The organism is Bacillus sp. T2.9-1 (assembly GCF_950097965.1).
Lineage (GTDB): Bacteria > Bacillota > Bacilli > Bacillales > Cytobacillaceae > Niallia > Niallia hominis.
In genome coordinates this window covers 29,965-47,995 of record NZ_CATNHG010000078.1, presented here as the reverse complement: position 1 = coordinate 47,995, position 18,031 = coordinate 29,965, and the positions used below count along the sequence as shown (strand labels likewise).

At 35.1% G+C, this 18,031-nt stretch carries 14 protein-coding genes; 2 read left to right on the top strand and 12 right to left on the bottom strand.

What is annotated here, in order from left to right; genetic code table 11:
- Window positions 1–412: 412 nt before the first annotated feature.
- The 6 genes from pnpS to QQZ16_RS07790 all read right to left on the bottom strand — a co-directional run bounded on the left by pnpS (window position 413) and on the right by QQZ16_RS07790 (window position 7,783).
- Entirely contained in the window at window positions 413–2,167 is a 1,755-nt protein-coding gene (gene pnpS / locus QQZ16_RS07815) for a two-component system histidine kinase PnpS (protein ID WP_284561256.1), read from the bottom strand.
- Window positions 2,168–2,884, bottom strand: coding sequence for a response regulator transcription factor (locus QQZ16_RS07810; protein ID WP_031534847.1), 717 nt, complete (start codon window positions 2,882–2,884; stop codon window positions 2,168–2,170).
- 232 nt (window positions 2,885–3,116) lie between these two features.
- Window positions 3,117–4,052, bottom strand: coding sequence for a malate dehydrogenase (gene mdh, locus QQZ16_RS07805; RefSeq protein WP_284561255.1), 936 nt, complete (start codon window positions 4,050–4,052; stop codon window positions 3,117–3,119).
- A 189-nt stretch (window positions 4,053–4,241) separates the two neighbouring features.
- Window positions 4,242–5,510, bottom strand: coding sequence for an NADP-dependent isocitrate dehydrogenase (icd, locus tag QQZ16_RS07800; RefSeq protein WP_031534851.1), 1,269 nt, complete (start codon window positions 5,508–5,510; stop codon window positions 4,242–4,244).
- 205 nt (window positions 5,511–5,715) lie between these two features.
- A complete protein-coding gene (gene citZ / locus QQZ16_RS07795; RefSeq protein WP_031534853.1) occupies window positions 5,716–6,831 on the bottom strand; it encodes a citrate synthase in 1,116 nt (371 codons plus the stop codon).
- 484 nt (window positions 6,832–7,315) lie between these two features.
- Complete coding sequence (locus QQZ16_RS07790; RefSeq protein WP_031534855.1) at window positions 7,316–7,783, bottom strand: DUF441 domain-containing protein; 468 nt, start codon at window positions 7,781–7,783, stop codon at window positions 7,316–7,318.
- 193 nt (window positions 7,784–7,976) lie between these two features.
- On the opposite strand from QQZ16_RS07790, the gene ytvI reads away from it, so the two are divergent.
- On the top strand, window positions 7,977–9,101 hold the full coding sequence (gene ytvI, locus QQZ16_RS07785) for a sporulation integral membrane protein YtvI (protein WP_031534857.1): 1,125 nt from the start codon (window positions 7,977–7,979) through the stop codon (window positions 9,099–9,101).
- A 72-nt stretch (window positions 9,102–9,173) separates the two neighbouring features.
- On the opposite strand, the gene QQZ16_RS07780 is transcribed toward ytvI, so the two are convergent.
- The gene (locus tag QQZ16_RS07780; protein ID WP_031534859.1) at window positions 9,174–10,157 is read right to left on the bottom strand and encodes an aldo/keto reductase; all 984 of its coding nucleotides are present in this window, start codon (window positions 10,155–10,157) and stop codon (window positions 9,174–9,176) included.
- 355 nt (window positions 10,158–10,512) lie between these two features.
- On the opposite strand from QQZ16_RS07780, the gene QQZ16_RS07775 reads away from it, so the two are divergent.
- Entirely contained in the window at window positions 10,513–11,688 is a 1,176-nt protein-coding gene (locus QQZ16_RS07775) for an ROK family transcriptional regulator (protein WP_035415958.1), read from the top strand.
- 57 nt (window positions 11,689–11,745) lie between these two features.
- Here the strand turns inward: QQZ16_RS07775 and QQZ16_RS07770 are convergent, their stop codons facing one another.
- The 5 genes from QQZ16_RS07770 to uxaC all read right to left on the bottom strand — a co-directional run bounded on the left by QQZ16_RS07770 (window position 11,746) and on the right by uxaC (window position 17,956).
- Window positions 11,746–12,876, bottom strand: a complete 1,131-nt coding sequence (locus QQZ16_RS07770) for a glycosyl hydrolase family 8 (RefSeq protein WP_235252673.1) — start codon at window positions 12,874–12,876, stop codon at window positions 11,746–11,748.
- A gap of 19 nt (window positions 12,877–12,895) precedes the next feature.
- Window positions 12,896–14,410, bottom strand: a complete 1,515-nt coding sequence (locus tag QQZ16_RS07765; RefSeq protein ID WP_284561254.1) for a GH39 family glycosyl hydrolase — start codon at window positions 14,408–14,410, stop codon at window positions 12,896–12,898.
- Window positions 14,411–14,565: 155 nt separating this feature from the next.
- Window positions 14,566–15,411: an SDR family oxidoreductase gene (locus QQZ16_RS07760; RefSeq protein ID WP_235252675.1), complete on the bottom strand. Its 846-nt coding sequence runs from the start codon at window positions 15,409–15,411 to the stop codon at window positions 14,566–14,568.
- Complete coding sequence (gene uxuA / locus QQZ16_RS07755) at window positions 15,395–16,510, bottom strand: mannonate dehydratase (protein WP_235252676.1); 1,116 nt, start codon at window positions 16,508–16,510, stop codon at window positions 15,395–15,397. Before uxuA ends, QQZ16_RS07760 begins: the two co-directional genes overlap by 17 nt.
- A 33-nt stretch (window positions 16,511–16,543) precedes the next feature.
- Entirely contained in the window at window positions 16,544–17,956 is a 1,413-nt protein-coding gene (uxaC, locus tag QQZ16_RS07750) for a glucuronate isomerase (RefSeq protein ID WP_235252677.1), read from the bottom strand.
- Window positions 17,957–18,031 lie beyond the last annotated feature (75 nt).

Sequence of the window (18,031 nt, the reverse complement as noted above, 5' to 3'; positions counted from 1 at the left end):
GACAGTGAAAAGCGGAAGGCACCGTTTAGCGCCGTGTGAACTGGAGCGATTTTCTTGAGATAAAGGAAACACGAAGAACGATAGTGATTCGATGTTGACTTATCGTAGAGACAATCGTGAAGTTCATCTGGCGCTGGTGACTGGAGCTAGACAATGAAAAGCGGAAGGGCCTGTTTTTTCGGTGTACAAACTGGAGACTCTCGACTGAGATAAAGGAAACACGAGGAACGGCAGTGAGTCGATGTTGACTTATCGTAGGGAGATAGTCGGAAGTTTGCTAACCGATAGGCACTGAAGCTAGACAGAGAAAAGCGGAAGGCACCGTTTAGCGCCGTGTGAACTGGCGCTGATACCATAGGAAAATGTGCTAGATTTAGAAAAAAGAGGATACCGATGTCAGTATCCCCTGTCCTTAAAATGGAAATTCCTTGTGCAAAATAACCGTGAAGGTAGTTCCTACACCCATTTCACTTTCCACATGAATCGTTCCTCTATGTAATTCAACTAAATGCTTAACAATTGCAAGACCTAGCCCTGTTCCGCCAGAATTTCTACTTCTTGCTTTATCTACGCGATAAAAGCGCTCAAATATTCTTGGAATTTCTGCCGAATCGATTCCAATTCCTGTATCTTGAATTCTAACTTCAATTTTCTTTTTCTTTTCCACAACATAGACGTTGATTTCGCCATCGTTTGGAGTATAAATCACAGCATTTGTGATTAAATTTAAAAAGACTTGAGTTAACCGACTTCTATCTCCTTGAATCTGGATAATTTCATTTGATTGAGGAAATTTCAGTTTTATATTTTTCGCCTCTGCTCGACCTTCTAGCATTTTTGTTGCCTTATTTAAAATTTCCACCAAATTAAACTCGTCTTTATTTAAAGAGAAGTGATGTTGTTCTAATTTTGATAAATCTAGAAGATCTTGAATTAAAGTCTGTAATCGATGGCTCTCTTTTAAAATAATTCGCAAAAATTCTTCCAGCGTCTCTTTATCTTCCATCGCCCCATCAAGAAGTGTTTCAGAAAATCCCTTAATAGAAGTAATAGGCGTTTTTAACTCGTGTGAAACATTGGCTACAAAGTCTTTCCGAACTTGTTCTAGCTTCTTCAACTCCGTAATATCATTAAAAACGAGCAAAATCCCCATCCACCTATCATTTGTCCCAATAATGGGAACTCCATAAACCTGAAAGCTCTTTTTCTCATTTTTAATTTCAAGTGTCATGTCTCGAATAACTTTATGTTCTGTCATAAAAATTTCTTCCGCAAGATCTGTAACTTGTCTATATGGAATAACTTTATAATATTGTTTATAAAGATAGTCAGCTGAACGAACAGAGAAAATATCTTTATAGGATTTATTGATTAAATTAATATACCCTCTGCTATCTATTAAAAGAAGGCCACTACTAATACTCTCAATCAAAGTACCTAAACGATCTTCTTGTATTTCTTGTGCTTTTACCATTTCTTGCATATCTTTGGCAACCTTATTAAGAGAAGAACTAAGAATCCCTGTCTCATCTACTCGATCTTCATATGTTCTAGCATGATAATTGCCATTTGCCAAATCAACAGCAACTTTGGTAGCCGACTCAATTGGCCTTGTGTAACGATAAATTAATTTATAACCAACTAGATAAATTACTATGAATGAAAATACAAACGAAGAAAAAATAATCCAATTGATATGTTGGTATGCATTTTCTATCTCGTCTACTTTTGCCCCTATTAGCAAATAACCTTGGCCGCCTTCTTCATCAGAAAGCTCCAGTTGGTAAAAATGAAAGTTAGGGTTACCATCAATCGCAACGGCATTTACTTTTTCATTTAATAACAAAGCCTGCATTTGATTTTCATATTCTTCATCTGTCTGCAGCTCTCCCACATTGAACAATATCTCGCCAGATTCATTAATAATCGTAATCTGTAACTCTAATGCTTCGCTATATTCGATTATTAAATCATTATTAACTTTTAAAATCCTACCGTTATTCATTATTTGATTTGCTATTAATGTAGCTTCTCTTTCTAGGCGGTGATCAAAAGAATCCATAAAGGTTTTCTTATTATAAGACTCAATAAAAATAGCAACAAATAAAAACACGATAAAAATAGTAAATAAAACACTAGCCATTAATCGGGATTTAAAACTCTTCATTTACTTTGGTTCCTCTAATTTATAGCCTAAACCACGAATTGTTTTAATATATATAGGTTTTTTTGTATTTTCTTCAATTTTCTCTCGTAAATGACTAATATGTACATCTACAATTCTTGTATCGCCTACAAAGTCATAGTTCCAAACTGCACTTAACAGCTGGTCTCTTGTTAAAACTCTGCCTTTGTTTTTTACAAGATATAATAATAGCTCAAATTCTTTAGGCGTTAATTCTAATAATTCCCCTTTAAAATAGGCTTCATAATAATTAGGAAGGACTTTCAACTCTGCAATTTTAATACCTTCATCCTCATCTGTGTTTACTTCATTAGATGATGTTGGCACTTGCATCTGAGTTCTTCTTAAAACAGCTTTTATACGGGCGATAACCTCTCTCGGACTAAAAGGTTTGGTCATATAATCATCTGCACCAAGCTCAAGTCCTAATACTTTATCGAACTCATCATCTTTTGCTGTTAACATTAATATAGGAGTTAACACTTTCTGTTGGCGTAGTTCTTTACAAACATCCATCCCATCTTTTTTTGGCAACATTAAATCAAGTAGGATGACATCTGGATTAGCAGTTAAAGCTAGATTCAATCCTTCTTCTCCGTCCATGGCAGTCAATACATCATACCCCGCCTGTTGCAAATTATACTTTAGTAAAGTTACGATAGATTGTTCATCATCTACAACTAATACCTTTTTCTTCATATACAGCCTCCAAATATGTTAATTCCCCTTAAGTCCCCTTATACCTATTTACATTATAATATATTGTGTAGCGAAAATGGAAAAAACATTTCGTTACTATTTCCAAAAGGAAGTATTGATTTAAACGCGCAGGCTATAACAATGATACTATTAGAAAAACTAGGCTTGTAACTTAATTAACTCCATAAAAAAATCGGCTAACTTTTATGTTCGACCGATTTTTCTCATTTATTCAATTTAATACTGTCATTACATGACGAACGGAATGAACAGATTTTTCTAATGCTGCTTTTTCATCTTCTGTTAAATCAAGTTCTATAATTTGTTCGATTCCATTACCGCCCAAAATCGTAGGGACACCTAGATAAAGATCGTTATACCCGTACTCTCCTTCTAAATAAGCAATGGTTGGAAGAACTCGTCTTTGACTTTTCATAATTGCCTCACACATATCCACTAATGAAGCCGCCGGAGCATAATAAGCGCTTCCATTCCCAAGTAGATTTACGATTTCGGCACCACCATTTCTTGTTCTTTCAATAATCTCTTCCAATCTATGCTTCGGAATGAGCGATTCTAACGGGATTCCACCTGCATACGAATAGCGTATAAGCGGAACCATATCATCTCCGTGTCCTCCTAATACAATTCCTGTAATATCTTTAACAGAAAGGTTTAGCTCCATCGCAACAAAGCTTCGAAAACGAGCGGTATCTAAGACACCTGACTGACCAATCACCCTATTTTTCGGAAAACCTGATTCCTTATAGACTGTATAAGTCATTGCATCAACAGGATTCGTAAGTACAATAATGATACAATTAGGGGAATATTTCACTATTTCCCTCGTTACTGATATCATAATGGATTGATTTGTCTGTACAAGATCATCTCTACTCATACCTGGTTTTCTTGCCATACCAGCTGTAATAATGACAATATCAGAATCTCCAGTATCCTTATAATCGGATGTTCCAATAATATTTGCATCAAACCCTTGTACAGGACTCGCTTCAAACATATCTAAGGCTTTACCTTTAGTTGCATTTTCATTTCGCGGAACATCTAATAAAACAATATCTCCAAGCTCTTTTTGAGCAAGTAGAAATGCTGTTGTGGATCCCGTAAATCCACCACCAATGATTGAAATTTTCTTGCGCTTAACCATATAATATCCCCCTTATTAGACCAAGAATGCATGAGCCACTAATAGGCAATTTACTAGGCAGAGTCCCCTTTTACTCAAATCTAGTAACACTATTTCATATTAGCTTATCCCATTCTAATCCAATACACCAAACTGCTATATTAGACAAAAAGGAAGAAGAGATGAGACTATCTCTTCTTCTATTTGTTATTAACCCATGTTCTTAATTAATTCATCACCGAATTCTGAGCATTTCACTTCCGTTGCGCCCTCCATCAAACGAGCAAAGTCATAGGTAACAACTTTAGAAGCAATTGTATTTTCCACAGATTGAATTACTAATTGTGCTGCTTCTGTCCATCCTAAATGTTCAAGCATTAGAACCCCTGAGAGAATAACAGAAGATGGATTTACTTTATCTAAACCAGCATATTTTGGAGCAGTTCCATGTGTTGCTTCAAAAATTGCATGGCCTGTTTCATAATTTATATTTGCACCAGGTGCAATACCGATTCCACCAACCTGTGCCGCTAATGCATCAGAGATATAATCCCCATTTAGGTTCATTGTCGCCACTACATCAAACTCTTTTGGACGAGTAAGAATTTGTTGAAGGAAGATATCTGCAATAGAATCTTTGATAATAATCTTTCCTGCTGCTTCTGCCTCTGCCTGTGCTTTATTAGCAGCATCAGATCCTTGCTCTTCTTTGATACGATCATATTGAGCCCAAGTAAATACTTTTTCCCCAAATTCTTTTTCTGCTAACTCATAACCCCAGTTTTTAAATGCACCTTCTGTATATTTCATAATATTACCTTTATGTACTAGAGTTACAGATTTACGACCTTCTTTAATCGCATAATTAATCGCAGCTCTTACTAAACGGCTTGTTCCTTCTTCAGAAACTGGTTTAATTCCAATTCCAGATGTTTCAGGAAATCGAATTTTATTAACTCCCATTTCTTGTTGTAAAAAGTTAATTAATTTAGAAACAGCCTCAGAACCTTTTTCATACTCAATTCCAGCATAAATATCTTCTGTATTTTCACGGAAGATAACCATATCTGTATCTTGAGGTCTTTTTACTGGAGATGGTACGCCTTCAAACCATCTTACTGGGCGTAAACAAACAAAAAGATCTAATTCTTGGCGTAGAGCAACGTTTAAAGAACGAATACCTCCGCCAACTGGTGTAGTTAATGGTCCTTTAATAGCAATTAAATATTCTTTAATAACATCTAATGTTTCAGAAGGTAACCATTCTCCAGTTTCATTAAATGCTTTTTCCCCAGCTAACACTTCTTTCCAAACAATTTTCTTTTCTCCATTGTATGCTTTTTCAACAGCAGCATCTATTACTCTTGATGACGCTGCCCAAATATCTGGGCCAATTCCATCTCCTTCAATATAAGGAACAATTGGATTTGCTGGTACATTTAATACTCCATCTACTACTGTAATTTTTTCTCCTTGCATGCTTCTATCCCTCCGTAAAAAATAGTTTCCTTTTCCAATGCAATCAATTGGAAAAAGAATGAAATAATTTATTATAACAAGCTTATAAAAGCTGATTATATTTACTATTCTGACGAATAAAATTAAGTAAACGTTAATCCTTTTATTAAACTCTACAACACTAAGTATATATCATCCTTTTACTCTATGGGGAATTATATCCTTTTTAACGTTGATGAACTGGTACATATTCTAAGCGTTCAGGACCAACATAATCTGCTCTTGGTCTAATAAGACGATTATTCTCATACTGCTCAAGAATGTGAGCAAGCCAACCTGAAACCCTGCTTACAGCAAAAATTGGCGTAAATAAATCATGGTCAATACCTAAACTATGATAAACAGATGCAGAAAAGAAGTCTACATTTGGCACTAGATTTTTTTCTTCTTTTAACAGGCTCTCAATTTTAATACTCATATCATATAGTTGAGGCTCCCCTGTTAACTGCGTTAATTTTCTTGCCATTTCCTTTAAATGCTTCGCACGAGGATCGCCCTTTCGATATACACGATGACCAAATCCCATTATCTTTTCTTTTTTCGCCATCTTTTCTCTAATATATGGCTCTACATTTTCGATACTTCCGATTTCTTTCAACATCTTCATAACAGCTTCGTTCGCCCCACCATGAAGTGGCCCTTTTAACGCACCAATTGCCGACGTAACCCCTGAGTATACATCCGATAAAGTAGCGACACATACTCTAGCTGTAAAAGTTGAGGCATTTAACTCATGATCTGCATGAAGAACAAGTGCTTTATTAAAAGCCTCTATCGCAATTGCTTCAGGTTCCTTTCCAGTTAGCATATAAAGGAAATTAGCGGCAAATCCTAAATCCTTTCTTGGAGAAATTGGATCAAGCCCTTTCCTTAACCTTGAAAAAGCTGTTACGATAGTTGGAATTTTCGCTTGAAGCCTTACAGCCTTGAAATAGTTTGATTCAGAATCCATGCTATCTGCGCTTTCATCATAAGCTCCTAATAAAGATACACTTGAGCGAAGTACAGCCATTGGGTGTACCTTATCTAACGGGATTAGTTTCATTTGTTCAATCAAAGAGATAGGTAATTCAGCATTATCTGCTAATTCTTGTTTTAGTTCTGCCAATTCGCTATCATTTGGTAGCTTTTGATGCCATAATAAATATACAACTTCTTCAAAACTGGAATTCTCTGCTAACACATCAATATCATAACCAACATAAGCGAGTGAATCATCTATAATGGAACTGATAGAAGATGTTGTAGCAATAATCCCCTCAAGCCCTTTTGTAACAGCCATACATATCTCTCCTTCACACTTTTTCTTTTTAGTAGTACAAATCTTTCAAACTCCCATATTGTATCTATCGTAGTTACCAATATTGTTAAAATCTGTAAAACCAAAGCAATGGAATACACTCTAAAGTAAATGTTCACTATTTTGTTAGATTAACTGAATATGTACCTAAAAATCAATTAAAAATGTAATCCGGATTTATTTTAAAAAAGATGGGGGAGTTTTTTCGTTAAACATTAAAGTGAGTATTCTATATTTGAAAATGCTTACATTTTCAAATAAAAAAATAAACGATTTTGGTACTTATAGATGAGATAATTGTAACTACATACTCATTATAAACAAAAAACGTTAAAATGTCTCATATTTTATACTTAAAAACTGTAGATATAGTAAAAAAATTTTTTTCTGATTCCCTTTTACACTATATTCTTTTATTCTTGAATTATACCATAAATCCCAATCAACTGTCTGCCGGTAGAGTGGATTATGTTATCCACTCTACCACTTTAATTGCAGCATAAGCTATTCCTGCTCCAATTAACGGTCCTACTGCTACCCCATTAAAGACAGCCACAGACAAAATAGTCCCAAGAACCAGCGCTGTCGTAATCTCAGGAGAATCGGCTAATAAATTTACTCCGCCTTTTGCTAGTAATGCTACCATAATTCCAGAAATCAGCGCAATCCAAGCATAAGGTGATTTAAATGTTGCAGATAGATCTTTAAAGCCAATATCTCCTGTTGCAATTGGTACAAGAACAGCAATAGTAATAATCGTTACTCCCCAATTAATTCCTTTAGATTGAATCAAAGAAAAAAGCTTATTATCTATTCCAATCAGTTTTAATACTAACAAAAAAACAACGGCAATAATTAAAGAATTGTTTTTGGCAACAAGTGCAATTGCCAAAAGCAAATATAAAAATAAATATGGTTGGCTAAATAAAAACATGGATAATTCTCCTTTTAAAAAAATTATGCTGAAATTTTCCATCCGACTTATTATTTTATAATAAAAAGCAGGATTTCCGATTAAAAAAGCATAAGTATAGAAAATATGAATGACAAAAGGAATATATTTCTATTCTTATTCTTAATAAATAAAGTGACCACTATTTATTATACTAAAAATGGGAGGACTAACGTTGAATTTGACTTATTTGTATCGTACGATTCGATTTATGGTAGTACTTATTGCTACCATCCTATTATTTGTAAGCATCTTTTATTTATCCAAAGTCACCTACCCTTTTATTATAGGCTTTCTTATTGCTTTTCTAATGAATCCACTCGTAAATTTCCTGCAATTTACGTGTAAATTACCAAGAGCTTTTGCGGTTATTGTAAGCATTCTACTCATTTTATCTGTTTTTGCTGGATTACTTTCATTATTAATCGCAGAAATAGTTGCAGGCACAGCATATTTAGGAGAGGTAGTACCAAAACATATTGATATCATCATTCGATATATAGAAGATTTATTCGCAGGACAAATCATCCCATTATATAATAAAATATCGCAAACCTTTGATAATCTCGAAACAGGCCAACAGGATACCATTATGTCAAATATAAATAAAGTTGGTGAACAAGTTGGCAATGTTATGGGAGATTTTTTACAATCAATTTTTCTCAATATTCCCATTATCCTGTCCTGGTTTCCTAATGCAGCAAGTGTCCTAATATTTTCTTTATTGGCAACATTTTTTATTAGTAAAGACTGGGTTCGTTTATCTTTAAAGTTTGGAAAATTCTTTCCTTCTAAATGGCTAATTAGTGGAAAAACTGTATTCTTTGAATTAAAGAAAGCATTGTTCGGATTTTTAAAAGCTCAATTAACACTTGTTTCCATCACAACCGTTATTATTTTAATCGGCCTATTAATCCTCCGAGTAGATTATGCTATTACGATAGCGCTATTAACTGGAATAGTAGATATTATCCCCTATTTAGGTACAGGATTAATATTTGTTCCTTGGATTATTTATGAAATTATCACAGGGCAAATTGTCCTCGCAATTGGGTTATCCGTGCTTTATACTATCGTGCTTGTCCAACGACAAATTATGGAGCCAAAAATTCTCTCATCCAACATTGGGTTAGACCCATTAGCAACATTAATTTCCTTGTTTGTTGGTTTCAAGCTTTTTGGTTTTATTGGCCTGATCATTGGTCCAGTCTCTCTCGTCATTATCACTACCTTACATAGAGTAAATGTATTTCATGACATCTGGAGATTTATTAAAGGGGAAAGTGAGATACCAAAATAAGGGAACTGAAAAAAGAGCCGTGAATATCAAATGATTCACAGCTCTTTTTCTTTGCAAACTTGTCTTTAGTATTTAGTAAGGCCCTCGAATGGCATTTTTAACTTTTTCTTCATAAAAAGTTCTTAAAGTTTGTAATTCCTCGGTATGAAATGTTTTTTCTTCTAAAGCCTTTAAGTTTTCAACAATTTGCTGACGATTTTTAAATCCAGGGATTACACAAGATATCCCTTGTTGATCCAAGATCCATCGTAATGCAGCTGTAGCCATTGACTCTCGACCATTTGCAATCCAAGATAGTTCATCCGCTAACTCTACACCTTTTGCAAAGCCAAGACCTGCAAATGTTTCCCCTACATTAAAAGCTTCTCCATTTTCATTAAACTTTCGATGATCATCTTCAGCGAAAGTATGCGCTTTCGTGAATTTCCCAGTAAGTAATCCACTTGCCAACGGAAGTCGAACAAGAATTCCGACACCCTTTTTCTCGGCTTCAGGAATCAATTCCTCCAGTGGTTTTTGACGAAAAATATTAAATATTACTTGTAAAGCTTTTACATTTGGATTTTGCAAACATATTAGCCCCTCTTCCACTGTTTCAACACTTACCCCATAGTTGCGAATTTTTCCTTCTTGCTGCAATTTATCAAGTACTTCAAATACTTGACCACCTTTTAAAATATCTGTTGGCGGACAATGGATTTGATATAAATCAATTGCTTCTCTATTTAGTCGTTTTAAGCTATTTTCACAATATTTGCGAACACTTTCCAAAGAGTATGTTTCCTTTGCAAAAATATCGCCGCCACGACAAAATTTAGTCGCAATATGAATTTGATCCTCTTTTCCCTTCGTTGCCTTTGCAAGTAATTCTTCACTATGTCCTTCACCATAAACATCAGCTGTATCAAAAAAGTTTACCCCTTTTTCAATCGCCAAGTCTAAGGATTTTAATGCTTCACTGTCATCAACCTTTCCCCATGAACCACCAATTGCCCATGTACCGAAACTTACTTCACTGATTTTTAGCCCTGTGTTTCCTAAATCTCTGTAATTCAATTTGTGAGCACCTCCATTAGCTATGAATACTTACGCAAATATTTATTGAGCCTTATTCTATTATAAAGGAAGCGGTAGCTATACAGTACTTCTCCTATTTCTAAAAAATAAGTGCTCTTAGAGAAATTATAACAACCAACCCTAAGTTTGTATATTAAATAAACTAACTTTCTATACATCCTCTTGGATTTTTCTTAAAAGACTATAAACAAATTCTCTTTCGGTTTGGTTCATAAAGAAAATATAGTATAATTAATCAATTATACTAAGACCCAAAGCAAGATTCGGAGTATGTAGAAAATTAACCCAACAAACACATAATTCCATCATTATGAGAAGGAGAGTAGGAATAGCTATGCATGTCACTTGGAATCAACAACTAGTTAAAAAAGAGAATAAATCACTCTGTTTAAATTTAATTAAGAACACTGCTCCTATTTCCCGAGCTGAAATAGCTCAACAAACAGGTTTAACAAAAGGAACTGTTTCCTCCTTAGTATCTGAGTTACTAGACAAACAATTAATTTATGAATCTGGTCATGGAGAATCGAGTGGGGGCAGAAGACCTGTCATGTTACTATTAAATGAACATGCTGGTTATTCGATTGGTATCGACCTAGGTGTCAATTACATATTAGGAATCTTAACTGATTTACAAGGAAAGATCATCCACCGAATCAATGAAAAGTATGTAAATTTAACCTTTGAAGATACACTACAGATTATTAAAAATATAATTACTACTTTAATGGACATTGCTCCTGAGTCTCCTTATGGTGTAATCGGGATTGGTATTGGAGCACCTGGCATTATTAACATGGAAGGCGATATTCTGCTTGCTCCAAATCTTGGATGGCATAATGTTTCCCTAAAAAAGCCTTTAGAAGAATTATTTAATCTGCCAGTCTTAGTTGAAAACGAAGCAAACGCAGGAGCATATGGAGAGAAGCAATTTGGTCTCGGCCAACCTTATCAAAATCTTATCTATGTAAGTGCGGGAATTGGTATTGGCGCTGGAATTATTATGGACGGAGAATTGTATAAAGGAAGCAATGGTTATTCTGGAGAAATAGGCCATATGACCATTCAAAAGGATGGAATGAAATGTCGATGTGGTAATATTGGCTGTTGGGAGCTATATGCATCGGAGCAATATCTATTAACGAAAGCCTCCGAATGGAAGCATGGGGATACAGATCAAGTCCATTTAAATGATTTGATTGAACTTGCCAACCAAGGAAATGAGCTAGCAATCAATCTATTGAATGATGTTGGTGATCATTTAGGAGCTGGAATAATTAATATCATTCATACCTTTAATCCAGAGCAAGTTATTATTGGCAATCGTCTAACCTTAGCAAAAAAATGGATAGAGCCACGCGTGAAAAAAATGATAAGTAATCATACTTTACCCTTTCATCAATCGGAACTTGCTATCCATTTTTCAGATATCGATTTTTCCTCTTCTGCGCTAGGGTCTGCTGCTTTTACCACAGAGAACTTTCTAAGGTTTATGGTGCAACCGGATTAATGCTATTTTCGTAGATTTAATCAAAATTTTTTTACAAGTATGAATAATCTTTAGTCCTTATTCTGCAGGATTCCAAATTCGGAAATTACCACTTAAAGCCAGTAAACTAAAAAAGTATAAACAATTATCATAATAACGCCTATCCCCTTTTCGGATCGGTGTATTCCAAAATAATTCAACCATTCGTTTCGCATTCGGGCCTTCTGCTGCTAAAGAAGCCATTGCATTTGTTGCAATTAACCCAATTGGATGAAGTGATTTCTCAGAAAAAGGAACTCCATCAATAGTATATCTTCTGTAATCTTCAGGATCGATTTCTGCGAAAAAGTTCTGAATTTTATTAGCCGTTTTCCTTTCCCATTCACTTCCTCTAAACCATTCATAATCAAGACCAATATTCCCAGCAACACGATAGGAATCACTATAAAAATGGCCGTAGCCTTTTTCATTATTTGGTGTCCCATCATAAAAGGCATATTCAGGGGAGAGCCCTGTTTCTGGATGGCAAGAAAGTTCCAAATATTCACGACTTGCCTTGGCAGCTTCCTTCCAAAATCCTCGATCTTCCGGAAATGCCCAGCTAGCAAAAAGCTCATAGAAATGAGGTAGATGATAGGACGGATCGGTAAATTCACAATTAGGGACAAACTTTATTAACTTATTGTCTAAATTCCACATTGGGTTCCCGTCTCCATTTTCCCCCTTATGTAGGCAGGTTCGTAATAAGCTTCTTGCTTGCTGACTATAGTTGAAAGGTTCTTCCCCATCTCCCCATCGATGTGCTGCAAAAAATAGAGCAAGTGCAAAATACTCTTCTCCATCTGGAGCTGGACCATACGCCCGCTTTGTTCCATCTGGATTGCAAGACCAGGCAAAATAGCCAGCATTTTCACCAGTATGCATGTACATATGCTTCTTTGTCCAATTCCATATTCGGTCAAATTCCTCTTTTTTATCTAACTGGACAGAAATCATCATTCCATAGGACATACCTTCCGTTCTAACATCCAGATTACCTGTATCTAATAAGTAACCACCATCACTAGAAGGAAAATATATTCTAGTGTCATTATCTCCATAAAAAATTTGAGTCCACGCAACTTCTAATTTTGTCTGAATAGCATGATCTGTATAACCCAACTCTTTAAATACATTTCGGTATTTCCCTGTTTTAAATGCACCACTCATTTAAACAATCACTCCTTTTTTAAGACGTATAGGAAGTTATCAGACTATCATCGATTCCTTTATATGTTTCTGTTTCATCTTTCATTTCATTTAATTCTATTAGCGTTACTTCATTTTTAGATAATGTAATAGCAAGCTTTAAATAGCCCTCTTCCTCTTTATTTATTTTTGCCGTCATAAGCTTTGGTATAGAAGCTTCTCTTAATGTTTCAATTGACTGTTTGTCTGGAAAACGAGGTCTCCCCATTTCTTTCCACACTTTCCAAGGATTAGCATGGTGTTCATCGACACTTTGCCGCTTAAGAAAGTATTGGTCGCTGCTAACAGGTATTTGTATCAATAAATCTTTTTCAAAGCCCTCCCCTTTTTCCATCACAGTATTCCAAGCTACAAGGGCAATAGATCCATTTTCTTTTCGAGTAATAATCATTTGATCATCGCGATAGAGCATTTCCTCACCAAGCCTGTTGAAAAAGGCAAATAAATGAAAGGTAGGCTTTGGGATGGAATGAAGGGCTATTAACCCAAACCCTCCATGGAATGGTGCCTTCGGTATATCAGACTCCTCAAAAACATCACTAAATGTCCAATAGGAAAATGAGTCTACATAATCTCCTCCCTCACTCAATATGCGTGCAAGATAAGCAGCATTTAGTGGTGTATCATGCACTGGATTAATGGGACTGTACGACGTATTATATTCTGTAATATGGAATGGTAAATCAGAAAAGGCTGATTTTTTAATTAGACCACGTACTTCCTCAAATTGTTGAAGCATGTCCGTATTATCCACTAGGTCTTGATAATAGTAATCGGGAGTCACTTTCTTAGGACTTTGCGATGTATAGGCATGACGGCTGACAAAATCGACTGGCACTTCTTCTTTATGACAAAATTCCAAGAAATCAACAATCCACTCATCTGCTCCCCCGCATATTGCCGGACCTCCAACCTGTAAATCCTGGTTCACAGCTTTTATTGCTAATGCCGTTACTTTATATAGTTTAAAATATTCTTGCTTATCTGCGTCCTTCCAAAAATTCACTAAGTTAGGCTCATTCCAAACCTCAAATGGCCATTTTTTTACTTCCTCTAATCCATATCTTTCGATAAAATGCTCTACTACCGCTGTAACTAAATCACTCCATTTTTGATAATCTTTCGGCGGTGTAACATTTCCTTTCCAATAAAAAATTGTTTGATCACCAGAAGCTAACAATTCCGGCATAAAACCTAATTCAATGAACGGGCGTAGATTCAAATCAAGAAAGGAATCAAAGATACGATCAATATAAGTAAAATTATAAAATACCTTTACTTCCTCTCCTATCTTCATTTCCCGATAAATACCAACATCATCAGAAAGCAGCCCATGCCCTCTTATATATTTAAAACCTATTTTCTCCTGGATTATTTTTAAATGATCAAGATATTCTTTCTGAAGAGCCAATCCCAGCCTTCCTGTTCCGATACAGTACTTCCAATTTTCTGTTAACTTTCCCTTTCCTTTTGCTGCTACAATAATAGGTTTCATTTCCTTCTCTCCTATTCTTTTGTTCACATACATTTTCAGAAATATTTTCTAGTAAAATATCATTCTTTTCATTTTATTTTTACTCTTCAGGATAGTTTCAATCTTTTGTAAATGTCGAAATTCCCCAGGAAATATTGTTTTAAGAGCTTCAGCAGTTAAACTCCTGAGTAAGCCATAAACCCTCCATCAACTGGAACGCTGATTCCGGTAACAAAACCACTTGTTTCTTCATTAACTAGCCACAATAAGGTGCCCAATAAATCCTCTGGTCTTCCTAATCTTCTTACTGGTGTATGTGCCAGTATTTTTTTCGTACGGTCTGTATAAGTGCCATCAGAGTTTTTGAGCAACCCTTCATTTTGCTTCGTAAGAAAGAAGCCAGGAGCAATAGCATTTACTCTGATACCGGTTTCAGCCATATGAACAGCAAGCCATTTGGTAAAATTTTCAATCCCCGCTTTTGCTGCACTATAGGCAGGTACTTTTGTCATTGGACTTGGCGCGCTCATAGAAGAGATATTTATGACAGTCCCACTTTTTCCAAGCATTTGCTTAGAAAATATTTGTGTAGGAATTAATGTTCCGATAATATTTAGATTAAATACAAATGAAAATCCCTCAATTGTTAAATCGAAGAAACTCGTAATCCCTTCTTTATCTAAATCTTCCATACGAAGAATTTCCTCTGATGTAACCCCCTTTGGATGATTTCCTCCCGCTCCATTAATTAAAATGTCACAGTTCCCAAAAGTTTCGTATACAATTTTCTCTGCTTCTTTTACACTATGGACATCGACTACATCACACGCAACTGCAATAGCTGTTCCACCTGCGATATTTATTTCTTCTGCTACCTTTTGAGCTTTTTCATACGTACGATTAAGCAGTGCTACTTTTACACCTTGTCTAGCTAACTCCTTTGCCATACAACTACATAGTACTCCTCCACCGCCAGTAATAACTGCAACTTTCCCTGATAGATTTTCAATTAAAGGCAACATTTTTGTCTTCCCCTTTCTGTTTGATTCCTTCGCCTTTTTCTAAACTATCCCAAATTCCTAATATATACATTATTCCTAAAGCTCGATCATAAAGACCATAACCAGGTCTTGCCTTTTCTCCCCAAATCATTCTACCGTGATCTGGTCTGAAATAACCTTTAAATTCATAATCATGTAGCGTCTTAACTATTTCATATAAATCAACCGTGCCATTTTCCGTACTTCTATGGGATGTTTCCTCGAAATCTCCATTTTCTGCAATTTTGATATTCCGAATATGCACAAAAGGTACACGTTCTTTTTTCAAAAAATGTCGTAATATATCAGGAATATCATTATTAGGATTTGCTCCTAAAGAACCCGAGCATATTGTTAAACCATTAGATGGACTATCTACTAACTTAATAATTTTGTCTAAATTTACCTTTGAATGAACGATCCTAGGCAAACCAAAAACAGACCATGGCGGATCATCTGGGTGGATAGCCATTTTTATATCACATTCTTCTGCAACTGGAATGATTTGTTCTAAGAAATACTGAAGATGGTTAAATAGATCTTCTTCTGTTACATTTTTATATAATTGAAATAGATACTTAATGGATTTAAGTCTTTCCGGTTCCCACCCTGGCAATGAGTATCCATTTGATAAGTTCTCCATTTGCTCAGTTAAAGCCATTGGTTCAATCGATTCTATTTTCCCCTTTTCATATGCTAAAACAGTCGACCCATCAGGAAGTTCCTTTGCTAGATCTGAACGCGTCCAATCAAAAATCGGCATAAAATTATAGCAGATAACCTTCACTCCAGCTTTTGCTAGATTACGAATCGTTTGTTTATAATTTTCAATATATTTTTCTCTTGATGGAAGTCCAAGTTTAATGTCTTCATGAATATTAACACTCTCAATAACTTCTAAACTCATACCATTTCTATTGATTTCTTCCTTTAACTCCATAATTCTATCTTCTGGCCAAACCTCTCCAACTGGAATATCAAACAATGCTCCAACTACCCCATCTATTCCAGGTATTTGTCTAATATGCTCTAATGAAACACTATCATCTTCTCTACCAAACCATCTAAATGCTACCTTCACTTATGATTCCTCCTAGAAAGTCATCTCTTTTTATCAATTATCTCTATTAATCTCAAAATAATTTTTTGCATTAAAATAGGAAATATCCTGAACTAATTTTCCAATAAAATCATAATCTTTTGGTACCTCTCCATTTTCTATCCAGCTCCCTAGCATATTACAAAGAATTCTTCTAAAATACTCATGCCGGGTGTAGGATAAAAAACTTCTCGAATCTGTTAACATTCCAATGAATGTTGACAAAATCCCTATATTGGCTAAATCTTTCATTTGATTTATCATTCCATCTTTATGATCATTAAACCACCATGCGGCTCCACTTTGTATTTTCCCCTTCACCCCTGCTGCTTGAAAGTTTCCTGCGGCTGAGGCAATGATTGGACCATGATTAGGGTTCAACGAATATAGGATTGTTTTTGGCAATTGATTATCTTTATCCAAGCTATTTAAAAATTGGTTAAGCGGTCTTGCTAAGGTAAAATCATTAATGGAATCATAGCCTGTATTAGCACCCAATGACTGAAGCATACGATTATTATTATTTCTCTTTGCTCCAATATGCAGTTGCATCACCCAGCCTAAGGAAGAATATAACTGTCCAAGGTATAGGAATGTATACGTTTTAAACTTATTTTCCTCTTGTTTAGAAATGGTTGCTCCTTCAAGCTTTGCTAGAAAAATGCGACTTGCCTCTCCTAACGTGCATTCTTCATATGGCAATTCTTCCAACCCATGATCAGCAATTCTACATCCTTTTAGATGAAAATAATCAATACGTTTTCTAATCGCTTTTAGAAAAACCTCGTAATCTGTAATGCTAGTATTTGTTTTCTTTCCCAAATTTCTTATATAAGAAAGGAACGATTCTTGATTAATTTCAAGTAAAGAATCAGGTCGAAATGAAGGAAGAACCTTTGTTTTAATCTCAGAATTTTCCTTTATCATGCTGTGATATTCTAAATCATCTAAAGGATCATCTGTTGTCCCAATCATTTCGACATTAGATTTAGCAATAAATCCTTGGGCAGTATATTCTTTTTGCTTAAGCTTCTCATTACAAATATTCCAGATTTCATTGCAAGTATCTTCATTCAATACAGTGTCAATCTGAAAATATCGCTTTAATTCTAATTGGGACCAATGATATAAAGGATTTCCTATGCAATAAGGAAGAACTTTTGCCCAAGCTTGGAACTTCTCATAATTACTTGCCTTCCCAGTTATATAGTCCTCCTCTATTCCGAAGTATCGCATTGCTCTCCATTTATAATGATCTCCTGCTAACCATAGCTCACTAATATTATCGAAGGATTTATTTTCTGCTATTTCTTTTGGACTTAAGTGGCAATGATAATCAATTATTGGCATGGACTTACTATATTCATGATATAGAATTATTGCAGATTCATTTTGTAATAAAAAATCTTCTTCTATTACTTTCATCAACACTCTCCCTCTCTCCTTACCTGAATATAAGAAATAAAAAACAGTTAGTGGTTTTTCTTTGGATAATCCATATCT